The organism is Peterkaempfera podocarpi, from assembly GCF_042466665.1.
Lineage (GTDB): Bacteria > Actinomycetota > Actinomycetes > Streptomycetales > Streptomycetaceae > Peterkaempfera > Peterkaempfera podocarpi.
The window spans coordinates 1,298,676-1,316,067 of record NZ_CP162102.1; the positions used below are offsets into that span (position 1 = coordinate 1,298,676).

The following is a 17,392-nucleotide window of genomic DNA, read 5'->3' on the forward strand; positions in this document are numbered from 1 at the left end:
CCGTCCGCGTCCGACGGGGCGGCCGCTCATCCCGTGTCCCTGGCCTGCCGGTCCTCGTCCACCACTTCGGCGTCGACGACTTCCTCCTCCTCAGCCCCGCCCGCAGATCCCGCGGAAGCGGCGCCGACGGGGCCCGACCCGCCCGCGGCCCGGGCCTGGGCGTAGATCGCCTGCCCGATCCTCTGTGCCACCTCGGCGGCCCGGTCGGTGGCTTCCCGGACGGCGGCGGCATCCTCGCCCTTGAGTTTCTCCTTCAGATCGGCGAGTGCGGCTTCGACCTCGGACCTCACATCGCCAGGCACCTTCTCCGGGTCGTCACGCAGCAGCTTCTCCGTGCTGTAGACGAGCGTCTCGGCCCGGTTGCGGGTCTCGGCCGCCTCCCGCCTGTTGCGGTCCTCCTCGGCATGAGCTTCGGCCTCGCGCATCATGCGGCCGATGTCGTCCTTCGGCAGCGCGGAGCCGCCGGTGATGGTCATCGACTGCTGTTTCCCGGTGCCGAGGTCCTTCGCCTGGACGTGCATGATGCCGTTGGCGTCGATGTCGAAGGCGACCTCGATCTGCGGGACGCCGCGGGGCGCCGGCGGCAGACCGGTCAGCTCGAACACCCCGAGCTTCTTGTTGGAGGCCGCCATCTCGCGCTCGCCCTGGTAGACCTGGATCTGCACCGACGGCTGGTTGTCCCCGGCCGTGGTGAAGACCTCCGAGCGCCTGGTCGGGATCGTGGTGTTGCGCTCGATCAGCCTGGTCATGATGCCGCCCTTGGTCTCGATACCGAGGGACAGCGGGGTGACGTCCAGCAGCAGGATGTCCTTGACCTCGCCCTTGAGCACACCGGCCTGCAGGGCGGCGCCGACGGCGACGACCTCGTCCGGGTTGACGCCCTTGTTGGGCTCCTTGCCGCCGGTCAGCCTCTGGACCAGCTCCGCCACCGCGGGCATCCGCGTGGAGCCGCCGACCAGGATCACATGGTCGATGTCCGAGACCTGGATGCCGGCGTCCTTGACCGCCTGGTGGAACGGTTCCGCGCACCGCTGCAGCAGATCCTCGGTGAGCTGCTGGAACTGGGCCCGGGTGAGCTTCTCCTCCAGATGCAGCGGTCCCTCGGGCGAGGCGCTGATGTACGGCAGGTTGATCGTGGTCTCGGTCGCGGCGGACAGCTCGATCTTCGCCCGCTCAGCGGCCTCTCGCAGCCGTTGCGATGCCATCTTGTCGCGGGACAGGTCCACCCCGTAGCCGTTCCGGAACTGCTTCACCAGATGGTCGACGATCCTCTGGTCCCAGTCGTCCCCGCCCAGATGCGTGTCACCGGCGGTTGCCTTGACCTCGACCACCCCCTCGCCGATCTCCAGCAGCGAGACATCGAAGGTGCCGCCTCCCAGATCGAACACCAGGATCGTCTGGTCGTTCTCCTTGTCCAGGCCGTAGGCCAGAGCTGCCGCAGTCGGCTCGTTGATGATCCGCTGCACGTTGAGGCCCGCGATCTCACCCGCCTCCTTGGTGGCGGTGCGCTGCGCGTCGTCGAAGTAGGCCGGGACCGTGATGACGGCGTCGGTCACGTCCTCGCCCAGGTAGGCCTCCGCGTCCCGCTTGAGCTTCTGCAGCACCCGCGCGGAGATCTCCTGGCCGGTGAACCGCCTGCCGTCGACGGAACCCGTCTCGGGGAACCGCCAGTCGGCCTCACCCATGTGTCGTTTGACCGACCGCGCGGTGCGCTCCACATTGGTGACGGCCTGCCGCTTGGCGATCTCGCCCACCAGCACTTCGCCGTCCTTGGCGAAGGCGACCACCGACGGGGTTGTACGGGACCCCTCGGTGTTGGCGACCACTGTCGGCTCGCCGGCCTCCAGTACGCAGACCACCGAGTTTGTCGTCCCCAGGTCGATTCCCACTGCTCGCGACACCGTCGGCCTCCCTTCCTGCCGCACCGTCCGCCGCACGGACTCGGCCGGGCCGCTCCGACTCGCGGTACCGGGTCGGGCGGACTCCACTGCGGCGACCGCCCCCGCTGCCTCCTCTCCTCCTCCCCGTGGGGGCGCTGCGGACACCAGTCGCAGCTCCTTCATCCTGGATGACCGTGCACAAGGCGCCCACAGAGACGTCAGACCTGGGGTGCCGGCATCCGCGGGCGGAAAACGGGCCGACACGGCCCTCCGTGGGCGTGCCCGCGCCGCGATGGACCGGCCGCGGGCCGTCGCCGACCGGATGTGCGTACCGCACGGGGCGCTCGCCTGCCGGGGGGCTGATGGTCCGGTCGGCGGGGGTGTCCGCGGCACGGGGGTCGTCGGCGGCGGAGAGGTCACCCGTCGGGGCCTGCATGCTCATAGGCTCGAACCGTGACCGAGAACGAGATCAAGCTCAAAGCCATCGCGGCGCTCACAGCGGTGCGCGGTGGGGTCGAGGCAAGCTACGTCTCCGACCTGCTGAGCGAGGTGATCCCCACCCAGTTCGTGGTCCCCGTGACGCGAGACCCCGCGCGCATCGGCCTTTCCGTGCTCGAACAGCTCTCCGGCCCACTGGGCGCCCTTGTCAGTGGATTCATCCTCGCATTCGATGTGGTTGCGGATGCCTATGACCAGACTCAGCCGACGGACTCGACCGAGGCGATCCTGCAGCAGCTCGCCCTGGACCTGGCCAGCGACGACTCATAGCCCTTGAATCCCCGCCCGGCGGCCCCGGAGGATCCGGCCGGCAGCAGGCGCCCCGGGTTGCTCGGGGTGGCCCGGCGCCCACCGGGACCCGGCGCTGCTGACGCGCTCCGTTCTGCCTCCGGGCGTCGCGGACCACGCCGACCAGTCACCCGTCACGGGACATCCTGGGTGTAGCCGCAGATCCAGGCCAGCAGCTCATGGGCGCCGCGGGCGTACTCACGGCTCACCGGCTCCTCGCTCTTGCCGGCCCGCACCATCCGTGCCGCGCGCTCCTCCGCCGCCAGCTCCGGGAGGCCCGGCAAAGCCGGCAGGTCCGGCAGGTCCGGTGGGTCGAGCGGATCCGGCAGGTCCGGCGGATCCGGCGGATCGGGAACGTCGACGGCCGGGCCGCCAGTGACCGGAGGCGGCTTCTCCCCGAGCGCCCACTGGCAGGCGGCCACCATTCCGACCAGGAAGTCGACCTCGTCCAGCCCCACCACTCGGCTGCCGTACACCTCGAGCACGGCCCGCACCTGCCCGGCGGTGCGTGCACCCACCGTGGCATCGGCGCTCTCACGGTCCATGCTCTGCTCTTCTGCGGCCATTCCGCCAGCCTCGCCCCGGTCGACGGGGACTGCACGCCGATGCCCGCCGAACGGTGGACGGTCCGCAGGCAACCGCCATGGTGGAGCCGTGTCCTCACCCGTACGGGTGCCGCCGACAACCGGTGGGGCCGCCGGACGAGGGACACTGGAGCCCCCAAGAGGTGACGGCGGGAGCGGGGCGTGTGGTCTTCGCGCGGCACCCGGAGGCGGGCCCTACTGGTGGCGTCCGCGGTGATGACGCTGCTGGGGTACGGCGTCGTCGGCTATGTGCTGTTCGGTTTTCCCCTGCCCGACGCTGTGTACATGACGGTGATGACGCTGACCACCGAGGGGTTCTCCGGTGCCGACAGCCTCTCCTGGGGCGGCAGGGCGTTCACCGCCTCGCTGGCCGTGCTCGGCGTGGCGGTTTTTGTGGCCGTGGTGGGGGTGCTCGGGACCGCGCTGCTGGAGGGACGTCTGGGGCCCGCCGGAAGGAGGCGCCGCATGCAGCACCACATCGATGCGCTCCGCGACCACTTCATCATCTGTGCGTACGGCCGGGTGAGCCAGGCGGTGGCACATGAGTTCAAGGCCGAGCGCATCCCCTTCGTGGTGATCGACAGCAAACCCGAACTGGAGGAGGTGATGCAACGCGACCATGTGCCCTACCTGATCGCCAGCGCCTCCTCCGAGGACGCCCTGCGCCGCGCCGGCATCGACCGGGCCCGCGGCCTGGTGTGCGCGGTGGACTCCGACGCCGAGAACGTCTACATCACCGTGGTGGCCCGCTCGCTCAACCCCACCATCGCGATTGTCGCCCGGGCCTCGGAGCCGGCCACCGTGGGACGGCTGGCCCACGCCGGTGCGAACAGCATCGTCTCCCCCTATGTGATCAGTGGCAGGCGGATGGCGCTGCTCGCGGTACGCCCGCACGTGGTCGACTTCCTGGAGTTCGCCCGGCCCGGCGCGTCCGACTGCCGGATGGAGGAGATCCGCGTCGACCACGGCTCCCACCTGGTGCGCCGACCACTCCGGGACGCCTGCCCGGGCGTTGTCCCGCTGCTGATCAGGCGCGCTGACGGAGAACTGCAGCCGAGCCCCGACCCGGACAGCACCCTGCACCCCGGAGACACCGTGATCGTCTTCGGTGACCTCCGGGCACTGCGCCCCTTGGAGGACGAGTGAGAATCTGCGCGGTGACGGTGACCGGTTGCGGCACGGTCATGGCTCAGGCGGGCAGGCCCCCCGCGCGGTGGCCATCGGCCTGTCTCCCCGCGCCGGGACGCGGAGCAGCCCCGGTGCGTCTGGAGGACTCACCGGGACGCTGTCCCCTCGGCAGCCGGCCGCGGACGAGCACTGGGCCCGGTCGTCAGCCGCCACCCGCGAGCAGGGTGGCCTGCTCAGTCGGTTTCAGTCGGTTTCCGGTCGGGCCGGGTCCCATTCCTCGTCCACCGTGGGCGCCGGCTGATCGGGGTCGGCCCCGTCCGGATCCGGGGTGCCGGCGACAGCCTGGCGCAGGCCGTGCCGACCGAGGAGGCGGGGGTGTTGGCGCTGCAGCTCGCGATCGGACATCGGACCTCCATAGGTTGTCGCCCGGCACAGGGCTGCCGGGCGTGGCCTGTGTATGGCTGCCAGGCCGGGAACTGCCTGGTCAGCGGCGAGCGGGGCGGCGGCCCGGAACCCGGGTGGCGACGCTCGCGGCCCAGCCTGCTGGGCCGGGACGCCGGACTCCTTCGACCGGACGCCGACCGGATGCCGACGGGCATGCCGTCCCGTCGGGCCGGAACAACTGGCCGGCCCTGACATGTGTCCAGCGTGCCCGGCCACAGACCCCGCCGCATCTTCTCGGCGCCCCCAGGGACCGTACGCCCGGCTCAGCTGTGGACGGGATGGGCGGTCACGCCGTCTGGGGGTGGCCGAAGAGGATGCACGGCGGAACAGCGCCCGGGCGGAAGGCCGGACCGGGGGCCGTCGCGCGTAATCTCGCCTGCATGCCGAAAGTCTTGGTCACCGGGATGTCGGGCACCGGCAAGTCCACGGCGTTGCAGGTCCTGGCCGCACGAGGACATCGGACCGTGGACACCGACAGCGACCGCTGGAGCCGGTGGGTGACCCTGCAGGACGGCTCTCAGGACTGGATCTGGCGCGAAGCAGCCATTGGCGGGCTTCTCGCCGCACACCGGGACGGCAGCCTGTTCGTGGCCGGCTGCAGGACCAACCAGGGCCGGTTCTACGGGCAGTTCGACCATGTCGTGCTGCTCAGCGCCCCGGCCGAGGTGCTGCTGGCCCGGATTGCCGCGCGAACCGGCAACCCCTACGGCAAGCAGCCCGAGGAACGCGACCTCGTCCTCCGCCACCTCGCGGAGGTCGAGCCGTTGCTCCGGGCGACCTGCACATGTGAGATCGACGCGACCGCGCCGATGGACAGGATCGTCAGGCAGCTGGAAGAGCTGCGATGACCTCGGTCGACCCCACCCGGCTGAAGCCGGGGTGACGGCGGGCCGGTGGGATTCGGTGCCGGTCCGGCCACGGACGAGAGCCCCGAGCGGGTCGCCGCCCTCGGACGGCTCACCTCGGCCTACCTCCGCACCTGGTTCCACCCGGGTGACCACGCGTGGCAGGCGGCCTGCGGCGCACTGACAACCGGCCCCGGCTCGTTCGGACGGGTCGAATCCAAGGAGGGCCGCTCACAGGCAGGCACGGGCACAGGCCTCAGTGATCACGGAATCCCGGTGCATAGGATCAGGGTGCGCGGGGGTCTGTGCCCGTCCTCGGCGGCAGGGCCCGAACAGCCCCAGCGCGGCCTCGCGCCAGGTCAGGCCACCTGCGCGGCCAGCGCGCGCAGCGCCCGTACGGCAGGCGAGCCGGGGTCGGCCGTCATCAGGACGACCTCCTGGTCGTCCTCGGGCACGAGCAGGACGTCGCAGTTCAACCGCAGCGCACCGGCCTCCGGATGGTCGAGCGTCTTGGTGCGGTGCCCGGGAGCGTACACCGGACGCATCTCCCAGATGTGCCGGAACTCCTCGCTACCGGCGTGCAGTTCGGCCAGCAGCGCGGTCAGCTGCGGGTCGTGCGGGTAGCGGTCGGCGGCCCGTCGCAGCCGCGCCACCACGATGTGCCCGAACTCCTCAGCGCTGGAGCTCTCGTACATCCGCCCCTGCCCCAGGAAGCGGCGCCGGGCCAGATTTGTCGTCCCGCCTCCGAGGTCGCCCCCGAGCAGCGCCTGGGCCAGCGGGTTCCAGGCGACGACGCCGTACGCGGGGTCAGTGACGATGGCACCGGTCTCCGGCAGCCGCTCCAGCATCCGGGCCACGTGCGGGCGTACCCGCCGCACGGCACTGGTGCCGGGCGGCGCACTCGATCCCGCCAGGCGGAACAGATGGCTGCGCTCGGCCGGTGTGAGCTGCAGCGCCCCGGACAGCGCGTCCAGGATCCGGGCCGACGGCCGTGGCCCCCGGGCCTGCTCCAGCCGCGTGTAGTAGTCGACTGACATATGGGCGAGCTCCGCCACCTCCTCGCGGCGCAGGCCCGGTGTGCGGCGGGCGGTGCCCGCCGCCGGCAGGCCGATGTCGGACGGATGCAGCGCCGCCCGGCGGTCGCGCAGATAGTCGGCCAGCTCCTGCCGCGCCATGGCGTCCCCTTCTCCTGCCTGGTACAGGTTGTCCCTGGCAGGGCACCCACAGCCAGGGAACCATGGTTGCCATGAACGAACGCACAGCTCTGGTCACCGGCGCCAACAAGGGCATCGGCAAGGATATCGCCCGGCTGCTCACCGCCGAGGGCCTCACCGTGTACGTCGGCTCCCGCGACGCCGGGCGCGGGAAGCAGGCCGTCGAGGAGATCGGCGGCGGCGCCCGGCTGCTGGTCCTCGACGTGCGGGATCCGGGCAGCATCGCGCAGGCCGCGGCGCAGGTGGACTGCCTGGACATCCTGGTCAACAACGCCGGGATCTCACCGTCACTCGCCCCGCCGGCCGAGACCGGCGTCGAGGAGTTCCGGCGCACATACGAGACCAATGTGTTCGGAGTGGTGGCGGCGACCAACGCCTTCCTGCCCGTCCTGCGCCGGTCCCCCCACCCGCGCATCGTCAACGTCTCCAGTGGCACCGCGTCGCTGACCTGGAGCACCAACCCCAACCCCCAGTTCACCCCGGGAGGCGGTGGCGCCGCCGCCTACCGGTCGTCCAAGGCCGCCCTCAACGCCCTCACCGTCCTCTACGCCCAGACGCTGGCCGAGGAGGGCTTCAAGGTCAACGCGCTTGCCCCCGGTCTGCGGGCCACCGACCTCAACCCCCTGGCCGCCGCTGCCGGCGGCGACCCGGCCGAGGCCGCCCAGGGAGCCGTCCGTCTGGCCCTGCTGCCGGACGACGGGCCCACGGGCGGCTTCTTCTCCTGGGACGGAACGCCCGTGCCCTGGTGAGGACCTGATGCCGACGGCTCCGCCCGTGGCGGATCCGTCGGCGTCGGCATCGACGAGGGGAGCTTGTCAAGGGTTCCTTGACGCCGGCATCGACGTGGCCTTTGGCCGGTGCCCTGCGCAGGGAGTCAAGCGCTGTGGCCGGTCTGGTGCACAACGCTGCCGTCGTCGATCCATGACCCCCACGTCAGCCGTTGACACTCCGGAAGTGGGTGGTCAGCCGCCCGGCGTCATCGAGGACATGGAAGGCGAACGCGGGTGGCTGGTCGAGGTCGACGTAGTCCCGGGGATGGGCGAGACGCTCCCATGGAAGCCGGACAGTGGAGACGACCCCTGGCGCCACCAGCAGTGGCCTCCCGGCGAACGTGGTTGCCGCCGGGGTGTGGGCGTGTCCGCACACGAAGGCCGCGAGGTTGGGGTGGCGGTCCGCGAGCGTCTCGAGCCGCTCGGCCCCGAACTGGCGAATGCCGTCGACGAAAGGCACCTGGAGCCGGGCCGGCGGGTGGTGGAACCCGACCACTACCGGCACTCCTGCCGGGGCCTGGGTCAGAACATCCTCCAGCCATGCCAGTGTCTCGTCTTCAAGAAGGCCCTCGTCCTTGCCCGGGACCGAGGAGTCGCACAGGGCGATGACGAAGTCGGCGGTGCTGTGCACCTGGTTGATCGGTGCCGTTGACTCCGGCTGCCCCAGCAGGTGCCGCCGGAAGGCGGCGCGCTGGTCATGGTTGCCGGGGCAGATCAGTACCGGGTGCCGGGACGTCAGCAATTGGCGGGCCTGCTCGTACTCGGCCGGCAGGCCGTGGTCGACGATGTCTCCCGTGACCAGGACCGCGTCGAGGTCGTAGGGGAGGTCTTCGAGGTGCTCCATGACCGCCCGGGTGCGCTCGATGCTGCGCTGCCCGTCGTCGATGTGGGTGTCGCTGAGGTGAGCGATCACGATCACCGTGCTGATCCCTTCGTGGTGGCGCGTGCGGAATACGGACGAGACAGCCGAGCAGTCCCGGACGGCACACGGCACACTCCGTGCTCGGACACCCTGGAAGGGTAGTTCCGATGTGATCAGTGGTCATAGTGAGCAGCGACGGTCCACCGAGGCATCGGGTTCCTCCGACTTCGCCGTCGATCCACATGTAGCGTGCGGTCAGGTCTGCCGTCACACACGGATCCTGGACACCGTCTGCCTGCTCCCCCGCGGCGATCCTCGCCCGGCATGCGCCGATCGCCGCAGTGATGTCCGACTTCAACCGCACGTTCCAGCACCGGAGCAGGCAGAGCCCCTACCCCCTGGAGGAGATACGCCGGCTCGGCGGGGTGTCCAGCTCCTCCCCTTGCTGACGGACGCCTGGAGGCCGGCGCTCAACAGGGATCAGTCACCCTACGTCGGCCTCCGGCAGCACCCCAGGGCACGCCGCCGGCCCGACCACGGTCGCATTAGAAGCTCGGGGTCTACGGCCGGAGGGCCAGGTCGCGCTGGTACCAGGTGCCCCGCTTACCGCCGACGTCGGCTGGGTCAGCCGGGCCGACCGGGATGAAGCCGGCGTTGGTGAGTACCTTCTGGGATGCGACATTCTCGTGCGCGGTGGCCGCCCGCAGTGTGTGCAGGCTGTGCCGCAGCGCCGCCGACCGGCACAGTTCCCTGACGGTCGCGGTCGCCACGCCGCGGCCGACAACATGCTGCGCGACTCGGTAGCCGAGTACCGCGGTGCCGTTCTCGATGTCGACCAGGTTGAACCTGCCGAGCACTGCGCCGTCCTCGGCGATGAGCACATGGAAGGCACAGATGCCCGCCTCCTGCTCGGCCAGCAGGGCGTTGTACCGCTCGGCGAACTGCTCGAAGTAGGCGTCGCCGCGGTCGGAGACCGAGGCAGCGAAATAGGCGCGGTTCGCCAGCTCGAAGGCCAGGACCGCCGGGGCATGGTCGGCATGCAGCCGCTTCAGCTCGGGCACCGCCCGACTCTACCCAGCCGATGCGCCGAAGCCACCTGGGTTTCCCGTCGGCGGCTCACAGCCCGGTGAACCCGGCGCGTGACGATTTGGGATGACGTGCCGTCATATGTGTTCATGGGGTGGCCCCCAGATATTGTGCTCTCCTTACGACGTACGCTGTGCGACCGTGCAGGAACTGTGTTTTCGCAGCAACGACCGGCCGTGGCCACGCCTACGCACCCAGGTGCTTCCGATAGCGGTCCTGGGGGTGGTGCTCGCAATGAAGTTCACGATCATGCTGTCGGGAGCGCCCTGGTGGGTGGCGGCCTCCCCGCTGCTTGGTATTCCCCTGGGACTGTGCGTGCGCCGCTCCTGGACCACGGTGGATGCCACGGGTATCACCATCTGCTGGGGGCTGGGCCGCCGGGGCCACACCATTCCCTGGTCGGACATTCGGTCGATCGAGGTTGGGCGGGCACGACGGGGCCCGTCCGGCGAGGTGCTCTCGGTGCGTGTCCTTCGCCTGAAGGGGCGTCGGCGTACGCTGTCGTCGCCGGTCAGCAGCAGCCTCCACCCGGACCCGGACTTCGACACGAAGGTGGAGCGGATCATGGAGTGGTGGCGGCACGCCCAGAGGATCGCCTGACCGTGCGGGCGGCTTCGTCCGCCGCAGGGCCTGAGATCCGGCCCACTACAGGGGACACTCACGAAGACCCAGGATCGCCGACGCGGGCGAGCCAAGGCGGTCGAAGGCCGTTTGACCCGCGGTCGAAGGCCGTTGGCCCGCGGTCGGCAGTCGGGCACGACGTGAGCACCCCGATGCACGCCGGCGGGCCGGTCGAGGAACGGCCCGCCGTGGGTGAAGCCCGGCGCGCCGGGGCCTGACGCCGCCCCCGCAAACGCGACCCGATCGTTCAGGTGGGCCACTGCGCCTCGTCTGCCTGCTGTCTGTCGGTGGAGAGCAGCCCGCATCGACCCGACCCGCTCTCCGCCGATCATCCAGTTTACCTGCACAGGTAAACTGGACAGTCTGAATTGACGATTCTAGAGTGGCGACCATGAGTGAGGACCATGGGCCGTCGCCCTCCGCCGTGCGCGCCTCGCAGGAGGTCCGGGCCGTCGTCGGGCGTCTGCGGCGCCGCATCCGCGCCGCCGCAGGCACGGAGGGCATCAGCTTCACCCAGGCATCGGTACTCGCCCGCCTCACGGGCAACCAGGGGCTGACGACCAGCGATCTCGCCGCCGCCGAGGGCATCCGGCACCAGTCGATGGCGACCACCGTCGCCCCCCTCGCCGACCTGGGACTGGTCGAACGGCGCCGCGACCCCGGCGACGGTCGCCGCCTGCTGATCGCGCTCACCGCCGAGGGACGCCGGCGGGCCGAGGAGGCCAGGCAGGCCCGCGGCGAATGGCTCGCCGCCGAACTGCAGAAGAAGTGCACCGAAGAAGAACGGCAGACCGTGATTGCAGCCATGGCCGTACTGGAGCGACTCGTCCATGACTGACCAGACGACCGCCGCACGCAGCGACACCAGGAAGGCATTCGACCGCCGACTCGTCCCCCCGATGATGCTGGGTTCGGTCCTCAACCCGATCAACTCCACCATCATCGCGGTCGCGCTCGTCCCCATCGGGAACGCGTTCGGGGCACCGCCGTCGCAGACCGCCTGGCTGGTCTCGGCCCTCTATCTGGCCACCGCCCTCGGGCAGCCGATAGTCGGCCGGCTGATCGACATCTTCGGCCCCCGCCGCCTCTTCCTCCTCAGCACCAGCCTCGTCGGCGTCGCCGGCATCGTCGGCACCCTGGCCCCCGACTTCGGGGTCCTGGTCGCAGCACGGGTCCTCCTCGGCTTCGGTACGTGCGCCGGCTACCCCGCAGCCATGGCGCTGCTGCGCAGCGAGGCCAAGCGGACCGGCCACGACAGTCCCGCGGGTGTGCTCACCGCTCTGGCGGTCGCCAACCAGACCATCGCCGTGGTCGGTCCCCTGCTGGGCGGCCTGCTGATCGGGCTGGGTGGGTGGCGTTCCACCCTGGCGCTCAACATCCCCCTTTCCGCGACGGCGGTCGCCCTCGGCGCGCTGCGGCTGCCCAAGCAGCCGAGCACCGGCGCGGCGGCCCGCGGCAGGCCGACTGCACAGCTCGACCTGCCGGGCATGGGTCTGTTCGCGGCCATGCTGTTCTCGCTGCTGCTGTTCCTGATGAACCTGCACGCGGGCAGCTGGTACCTGCCGGTTATCGCCGTCGCCGCCGGAGCCGGCTTCACCGTGCGGGAGCTGCACGCGGAGACACCGTTCATCGACCTCAGGGTGCTCGGCGGCAACGCGCCACTGCTGGCCACCTATGGGCGGGCGCTGGTGGCCTATGTCGTCTCCTATGCCTTCCTCTACGGATTCACCCAGTGGACGGAGGAGGGCTACGGACTGTCGCCCTTCCACGCCGGACTGGTGCAGATCCCGATGTTCCTCGTGGGGATCGCCGTCTCCGTCACCGTCGGCCGGCACGGCGGGATCCTCGGAAAGCTCGTACTCGGCGCCCTCGGCCAGATCGCCGCCTGCGCACTGATGCTGACCCTCACCGCAGCAGGCCCGCTGTGGATGCTGCCCCTCGTTGCCGTGGTCTTCGGCATTCCGCAGGGCTCCAACAGCCTGGCCCTGCAGAACTCCGTGTACTTCCAGGCCGAGCCCGAGCGCATCGGTTCCTCCGCCGGCCTGCTGCGGACCTTCGGCTATCTGGGCTCGATGGTCGCGTCCTCCGCCACCGCCGCGTCGTTCGGGGAACGCGCCGACACCGCCGGTATGCACCATCTCGCCTGGGTCATGCTCGGCGCCGGAGTCCTCTACCTCCTCATCACGGTCTTCGACCGAAGCCTGCGACGCCGTTCGGCCGCCCCTGCCGAACCCGCGCGCACGGCATAGGTGCTGTGATGCCGCGTCGCCGCGCGCTCTAAGGTTTCAGCTGCGGCGCACGGCCGCAGTGGCCGTGCGCGCCGATCCCAGGGGGGATGACACAGTGAGGATGTCCGTACGTGCGGCCGTCGCCGTCGCGGCGACCGTGCTGGGACTTTCGGCGGTGGCGGTCCAGCCGGCCGCCGCTGCGGCGACGGGGTACGACCGCTGCCCGAAGGGCCGCTTCTGCCTCTTCTCCGGGGCCAACGGCACCGGCTCCATGGCCGCGTACACCGGCAGCCAGGCCACGCTCGGGTCGTGGGACAACCTGGCGGCGTCGGTGTCCAACCGCACCGGGTACCAGAAGGCCTGCCTCTGGACCAGGAGCAACTACCAGTACGTCGACCCGGTGCACGACGTGCGCCTGGAGATGAGCGGCACGCCGTTCGACATGGACCTGGCGGCGTACCACGACGCCAACAGCCACCTGTCCAAGAACCTCAGCTCCTTCCGGCTCGGCCAGACGGGCCACCAGTGCCTCAACGGCAAGGAGTACATGCCGTGGGAGTCGCCGAGCGCCGGGGCGGGCGTCCACCGTCCCGCGCAGTCCTTCGGCGACCTCAACCGCGACGGCCACGCCGACCTGCTGTTCCGGTCCGTGTCCGGACGGCTCTGGTACCTGCGCGGCGACGGTACGGGCACCCTGCTCGCCTCCGGCTGGAACTCGATGTCCGAGATCACCCGGCACGGCGACCTCACCGGTGACGGCCGGGAGGACCTGATCGCCCGTGACCCTGCCGGAGCGCTCTGGCTCTACCCGGGCAAGGGCACCGGCTTCTTCGGCGCCCGCAAGAAGCTCACCGCCGGCTGGGGCGGCATGCGGCTGACCACGCTGGTCGGTGACGTCACCGGAGACGGCAAGGGCGACCTGATCTCCGCCGACAAGTCCGGGGGCCTGTGGCTCAACCCCGGCAAGGGCAACGGCACCTTCGCCGGCGGCAAGAAGCTCGCCACCGGCTGGAACGCGATGAACGCCATGACCGGCCCCGGGGACCTCACCGGCGACCGGAAGAACGACCTGGTCACCCGCGACACCTCCGGTGCCCTCTGGCTCTACCCGGGCAAGGGCAACGGCACCTTCGGCAAGCGCATCCAGCTCGGCAAGGGCTGGCAGAGGTTCAACGGTCTGCTCGCGGTGGGCGACGCGGACGGCGACGGGAAGAACGACCTGTACGGCAGGGGCTGGACCCTCGACCTCTACCCGGGCAACGGCGCCGGACGGCTGGGCTCCCCGTACTGGACCGACTACGACTGGGACGCGCGCGAAAAGGCCTTCTGACCCGCCCTCCGATCCGGGCCGGCCCGCCGCACCCGGCGTGCCGGCCCGTCGGCGTTCCGTCCCCTTGGCGTTCCTGCCCGTCCGCGTGCCGGCCCGTCCGCGTGCCGGCCCGTCCGCGTGCCGGCCCGTCCGCGTGCCGGCCCGTCGGCGCTCCGGCCCAGCCTTGCCCAACTGGTCGAAATATTTCGAGATTGACAACGACACATTTCGCGTGTTGTTCTGCTCGGCGTTCCCAGGCCGCTCGGGAGGGACCCGGGCGGTCGCGAGCCATCGGGGGGTCTGTCATGGCTGTGCAGGTGACCGCGCCGCCGGCGCCCGGACAGATCACCCGGGGCCGCGCGGTGGTGGCGGTGGTGGCCCTGGCCGTCGCGCTCTTCGGCTACGGCACCGTGCAGAGCCTGCCCGTCGGGCTGCTGCCGCAGATCGCCCACGGGCTGGGGGTGTCGCTCTCGTCAGCCGGGCTGCTGGTGACCGGCTACGGGCTGGTGGTCACCGTCACGGCGGTACCGCTCACCCAGGCGACCCGGCACATCCCCCGCCGCAGCCTGCTCACCGTCCTGCTGGGGCTCTTCACAGCGGCCACGCTGCTCTGCGCACTCGCCCCCCGCTACGCCGTTCTGCTGGCCGGACAGACCCTGGTCGCGCTGACCCATGCGGTGTTTCTGTCGGTGATCGCGGTGACCGCCGCAGGCATGTTCCCGGAATCGGTGCGGGCCAAGGTCGTGGGCGCGCTGTTCATCGGCACGTCGCTGGCCGGCGTGGTCGGCGTCCCGGCCGGGACGTGGCTGGGACAGCAGGCCGGCTGGCGCGTCCCCTTCCTGGTCCTCAGCGGGCTGGGCCTTGTCGCGGGTGCCGTCGTCGCAATCCTGCTGCCCGCCGGCCCCGCCGTGCAGAACCCGGCGTCCACCGCCCCCCATCCCAGCCGTGCGCGCTTCACCCTGCTGATGGCGGTCACCGTGCTCGTGGTCGCGGGTGTCTTCGCCCTCTACACCTACGTCACCGTCTTCCTCACTCGCGTCGCAGGTCTGTCCTCACACACCGTCAGCGCCGTGCTGCTGCTCAGCGGCCTGGCGGGCCTGGCGGGCACCGGTCTGGCCGGAGCCCTGTCCGACCGCCGTCCCCGCGCCGCCATGACCGGCGCCGTGGCACTGCTGACCGCCGCCCTCGCAATCCTCGCGGCCCTTGGAACCCACCGGACGGCGGTGGTGACGGCGGTCGCCCTGCTGGGACTGTCGCTGTCCGCCGTGATCACCGCGCTGCAGAACCGGATCATGCAGATCGCCCCCGGCAGCGTCGATGTCGCTTCCGCGACCGGCTCCGCCGCCTTCAACGCCGGCATCGCGGCCGGCTCCTTTCTCGGGGGGCGTCTCCTGGAGGCCCACGGTCCCCGGAGCGTCGCCCTCACCGGTGCGGTCCTCACCGCCGTGGGCCTCGCCCTCCTCCTCGCGGAGCGCCCGGCGGCCTCCGGGCGCGCCTCATCCCCGTCCGGCTGATCCGTCCGAGGCTTCGCGCGGAACCCCGGGCCGGTTGAACAGCTCGCCGAACAGCGCGCCGAGCAGCGCGCCGCCGGCCGCTGGAGCGCGTACCTCCAGATGCAGCGCGCCCGGACGACTCCTGCTCGTTCAGAAGCCGATGGCTTCTCGGAGCAGCAGCACGGTGCCGCGTCCCGGGAGGTGTTCCGCGTTGAGGATGAGCACGCGGTTCACGGCGCTGGACCATCCGTAGGCCTCCCGGGTGCGGGCACTTTCCAGTGGCAGGCAGTGGTCCTCGACCCGCTGCAGCGCGGTGTCCAGGTCGGGCACCACCTTCTGCGCCCCCACGACCCAGATCGCGCGGGCGGCACCGCCTGCGTAGCCGGGCAACTGGCTTCCGCTGCCCGAGGCGACCACGAGGGAGCCGGTCTCGGTGAGCGCCGCGACGCTGCCGACGATGACGTCGGGGCTGGCGAGCAGCCGCCGGATGTCGTTGGCGCCGGTGACGCGGTCCATGGCCAGGGCGCGTGGCTTGATGGCCTGGTAGCGTCCGCCGGTGTTGATGTCCTCATCTATGCCGGACAGGCGGAGGGTCTCGCTGGCCCCGGTGAACACGCTCGCGCCCTCCGGTATCAGGTCCTTGATGCGGGTGCGCGCGGCGGCGGCGTCGTCCAGGACCTCCACGGTGAAACCGTGTGCGGTCAGCGCAGCGGCCGCCCGCTCCAGGCGCTGCGCGGGCGCCGGGTCGGCGTACGGTGTTGCCGGCATCGGGGTAGTCATGATGTCTCCGGGTTTCCTGTCCGCTGGACGGTGTGCTGGTCTCGGCAGTTCGACAGCACAGGCCCTCGGAATGTGAGGCGAGCCGCCGGCCTCACATTCCGGTGCGCTGTCCTGTCGAAGGGGTGAGGGCAGCTGCGACGAAGGGAGCCGTCGGCACCATGACCACCCGATCCGGTCCAGGACCCGGCCGGCCCGATCCCGGCCTCGACGCGATCATGAGCGAGCGGCGTCAGCTGATGAATGTCGCCTACCGGCTCCTGGGGTCCCTGGCCGAGGCCGAGGATGCCGTCCAGGAGACCTATGCCCGCTGGTACGCCATGTCGCCGCAGCAGCAGGACGCCATCGAATCCCCCGGCGCCTGGCTGACGACGGTCGCCAGCCGTATCTGTCTCAATCTGCTCGGCTCCGCCCGGGTCCGGCGGGAGACCTACGTGGGCGAATGGATCCCCGAACCGCTGCCCGAACGTGCGGAGTGGAGCCCCGGGCGGCCGGGCGGTGCCACCGTCGACCCGGCCGACCGGGTCACCCTGGACGAGTCGGTCAGCCTGGCCTTCCTGGTCGTGCTCGAATCGATGACCCCGGCCGAACGCGTCGCGTTCGTCCTCCACGATGTCTTCTGCCACTCCTTCGCCGAAGTGGCCGAGATCGTCGGTCGCACCCCCGCGGCCTGCCGCCAGCTGGCCTCCTCGGCCCGCCGCCGCATCCGGAACTCGCGGCCCTCCGTGACTCCGGCAGCCCAACGCGCCGGTGTCGTCAGGGACTTCAAGCGGGCGTGGGAGGCCCAGGACATCGACGCCCTCATCGGTCTGCTCGACCCCGACGCCACCGCGATCGCCGACGGCGGCGGACTCGCCTTGACCTTCCTGGACCCCATCGAAGGCGGCGAGCAGATCGCCCATGCCTGGGTGGAAATCGCCCGCCGGAGGCAGGACGACATGGCAATCCTGGAGCGCACGGTCAACGGTCAGCCCGGTCTGGTGGCTCAGCAGGACGGCGTCACCGTGACAGTGTTCGCATTCGACGTCGCGGGCGACAGGATCAAGCACATCTGGGTCGTGCGCAACCCCGAGAAACTCCGTCGCTGGGCGAGGGGCTGAGGCGCACGGGGTACGCCTTCACCGACCTCGAAAGCGCGTCAGGGCCAGGGGACCTCACTGCCTTCCGTGCGCGTTGCCCCGGCTCGTACGGACCTGCGGCAGGCCGAGGCGCTGGTAACGCGCTACGGCCTGGACGGCCGACCCGAACGGTCATACCGCCGGATCGGCCGTCACCTCGCATTCTCCGATCAGACAGCCCGAGAGCTCGTCGAACGCGCGCAGACGGAGCTGCGCCGCCTCGCTCTCCGCAGGTCGCGAAGGTCCG

17 protein-coding genes are annotated in these 17,392 nt (G+C 71.0%); 10 read left to right on the forward strand and 7 right to left on the reverse strand.

Annotated features, from left to right (window positions below):
* Positions 1–26 precede the first annotated feature (26 nt).
* Positions 27–1,901, reverse strand: coding sequence for a molecular chaperone DnaK (gene dnaK / locus AB0761_RS05770; RefSeq protein WP_377267870.1), 1,875 nt, complete (start codon positions 1,899–1,901; stop codon positions 27–29).
* 432 nt (positions 1,902–2,333) lie between these two features.
* Here dnaK and AB0761_RS05775 point away from each other — a divergent pair, with 432 nt between their 5' ends.
* Positions 2,334–2,648, forward strand: coding sequence for a hypothetical protein (locus AB0761_RS05775; RefSeq protein WP_377267871.1), 315 nt, complete (start codon positions 2,334–2,336; stop codon positions 2,646–2,648).
* Positions 2,649–2,800: 152 nt separating this feature from the next.
* On the opposite strand, the gene AB0761_RS05780 is transcribed toward AB0761_RS05775, so the two are convergent.
* Positions 2,801–3,232, reverse strand: coding sequence for a hypothetical protein (locus tag AB0761_RS05780; RefSeq protein ID WP_377267872.1), 432 nt, complete (start codon positions 3,230–3,232; stop codon positions 2,801–2,803).
* Between the two features lie 180 nt (positions 3,233–3,412).
* Between AB0761_RS05780 and AB0761_RS05785 the strand changes: the two genes are divergently transcribed.
* Entirely contained in the window at positions 3,413–4,396 is a 984-nt protein-coding gene (locus AB0761_RS05785) for a potassium channel family protein (protein ID WP_377267873.1), read from the forward strand.
* 225 nt (positions 4,397–4,621) lie between these two features.
* Here the strand turns inward: AB0761_RS05785 and AB0761_RS05790 are convergent, their stop codons facing one another.
* Positions 4,622–4,783 carry a hypothetical protein gene (locus tag AB0761_RS05790; protein ID WP_377267874.1) on the reverse strand — a complete coding sequence of 54 codons (162 nt, stop codon included), beginning with the start codon at positions 4,781–4,783 and terminating at the stop codon, positions 4,622–4,624.
* Positions 4,784–5,202: 419 nt separating this feature from the next.
* Between AB0761_RS05790 and AB0761_RS05795 the strand changes: the two genes are divergently transcribed.
* Positions 5,203–5,670, forward strand: a complete 468-nt coding sequence (locus AB0761_RS05795; RefSeq protein ID WP_377267875.1) for an AAA family ATPase — start codon at positions 5,203–5,205, stop codon at positions 5,668–5,670.
* A gap of 356 nt (positions 5,671–6,026) precedes the next feature.
* Here AB0761_RS05795 and AB0761_RS05800 read toward each other — a convergent pair whose 3' ends face one another.
* Positions 6,027–6,842: a helix-turn-helix transcriptional regulator gene (locus tag AB0761_RS05800; RefSeq protein ID WP_377267876.1), complete on the reverse strand. Its 816-nt coding sequence runs from the start codon at positions 6,840–6,842 to the stop codon at positions 6,027–6,029.
* Between the two features lie 71 nt (positions 6,843–6,913).
* Between AB0761_RS05800 and AB0761_RS05805 the strand changes: the two genes are divergently transcribed.
* Positions 6,914–7,630 (forward strand): SDR family oxidoreductase, encoded by a 717-nt coding sequence (locus AB0761_RS05805; protein WP_377267877.1) that lies wholly within the window; start codon positions 6,914–6,916, stop codon positions 7,628–7,630.
* A 184-nt stretch (positions 7,631–7,814) separates the two neighbouring features.
* Here AB0761_RS05805 and AB0761_RS05810 read toward each other — a convergent pair whose 3' ends face one another.
* Together AB0761_RS05810 and AB0761_RS05815 are read right to left on the reverse strand one after the other, a co-directional pair.
* Positions 7,815–8,570 (reverse strand): metallophosphoesterase, encoded by a 756-nt coding sequence (locus tag AB0761_RS05810; RefSeq protein WP_377267878.1) that lies wholly within the window; start codon positions 8,568–8,570, stop codon positions 7,815–7,817.
* 503 nt (positions 8,571–9,073) lie between these two features.
* On the reverse strand, positions 9,074–9,574 hold the full coding sequence (locus AB0761_RS05815; protein WP_377267879.1) for a GNAT family N-acetyltransferase: 501 nt from the start codon (positions 9,572–9,574) through the stop codon (positions 9,074–9,076).
* 259 nt (positions 9,575–9,833) lie between these two features.
* Here AB0761_RS05815 and AB0761_RS05820 point away from each other — a divergent pair, with 259 nt between their 5' ends.
* From AB0761_RS05820 to AB0761_RS05840, 5 genes are all read left to right on the forward strand, one after another.
* Entirely contained in the window at positions 9,834–10,199 is a 366-nt protein-coding gene (locus AB0761_RS05820; RefSeq protein ID WP_377267880.1) for a hypothetical protein, read from the forward strand.
* A 412-nt stretch (positions 10,200–10,611) separates the two neighbouring features.
* Positions 10,612–11,058, forward strand: a complete 447-nt coding sequence (locus AB0761_RS05825) for a MarR family winged helix-turn-helix transcriptional regulator (protein ID WP_377267881.1) — start codon at positions 10,612–10,614, stop codon at positions 11,056–11,058.
* Positions 11,051–12,469, forward strand: coding sequence for an MFS transporter (locus tag AB0761_RS05830; RefSeq protein WP_377267882.1), 1,419 nt, complete (start codon positions 11,051–11,053; stop codon positions 12,467–12,469). Before AB0761_RS05825 ends, AB0761_RS05830 begins: the two co-directional genes overlap by 8 nt.
* Before the next feature lie 100 nt (positions 12,470–12,569).
* On the forward strand, positions 12,570–13,778 hold the full coding sequence (locus AB0761_RS05835) for an FG-GAP-like repeat-containing protein (RefSeq protein ID WP_377267883.1): 1,209 nt from the start codon (positions 12,570–12,572) through the stop codon (positions 13,776–13,778).
* 284 nt (positions 13,779–14,062) lie between these two features.
* Entirely contained in the window at positions 14,063–15,271 is a 1,209-nt protein-coding gene (locus tag AB0761_RS05840; RefSeq protein ID WP_377267884.1) for an MFS transporter, read from the forward strand.
* Positions 15,272–15,400: 129 nt separating this feature from the next.
* On the opposite strand, the gene AB0761_RS05845 is transcribed toward AB0761_RS05840, so the two are convergent.
* Positions 15,401–16,030: an LUD domain-containing protein gene (locus tag AB0761_RS05845; protein ID WP_377267885.1), complete on the reverse strand. Its 630-nt coding sequence runs from the start codon at positions 16,028–16,030 to the stop codon at positions 15,401–15,403.
* 158 nt (positions 16,031–16,188) lie between these two features.
* Here AB0761_RS05845 and sigJ point away from each other — a divergent pair, with 158 nt between their 5' ends.
* Positions 16,189–17,127, forward strand: a complete 939-nt coding sequence (gene sigJ, locus AB0761_RS05850) for an RNA polymerase sigma factor SigJ (protein WP_377267886.1) — start codon at positions 16,189–16,191, stop codon at positions 17,125–17,127.
* Positions 17,128–17,392: the final 265 nt, after the last annotated feature.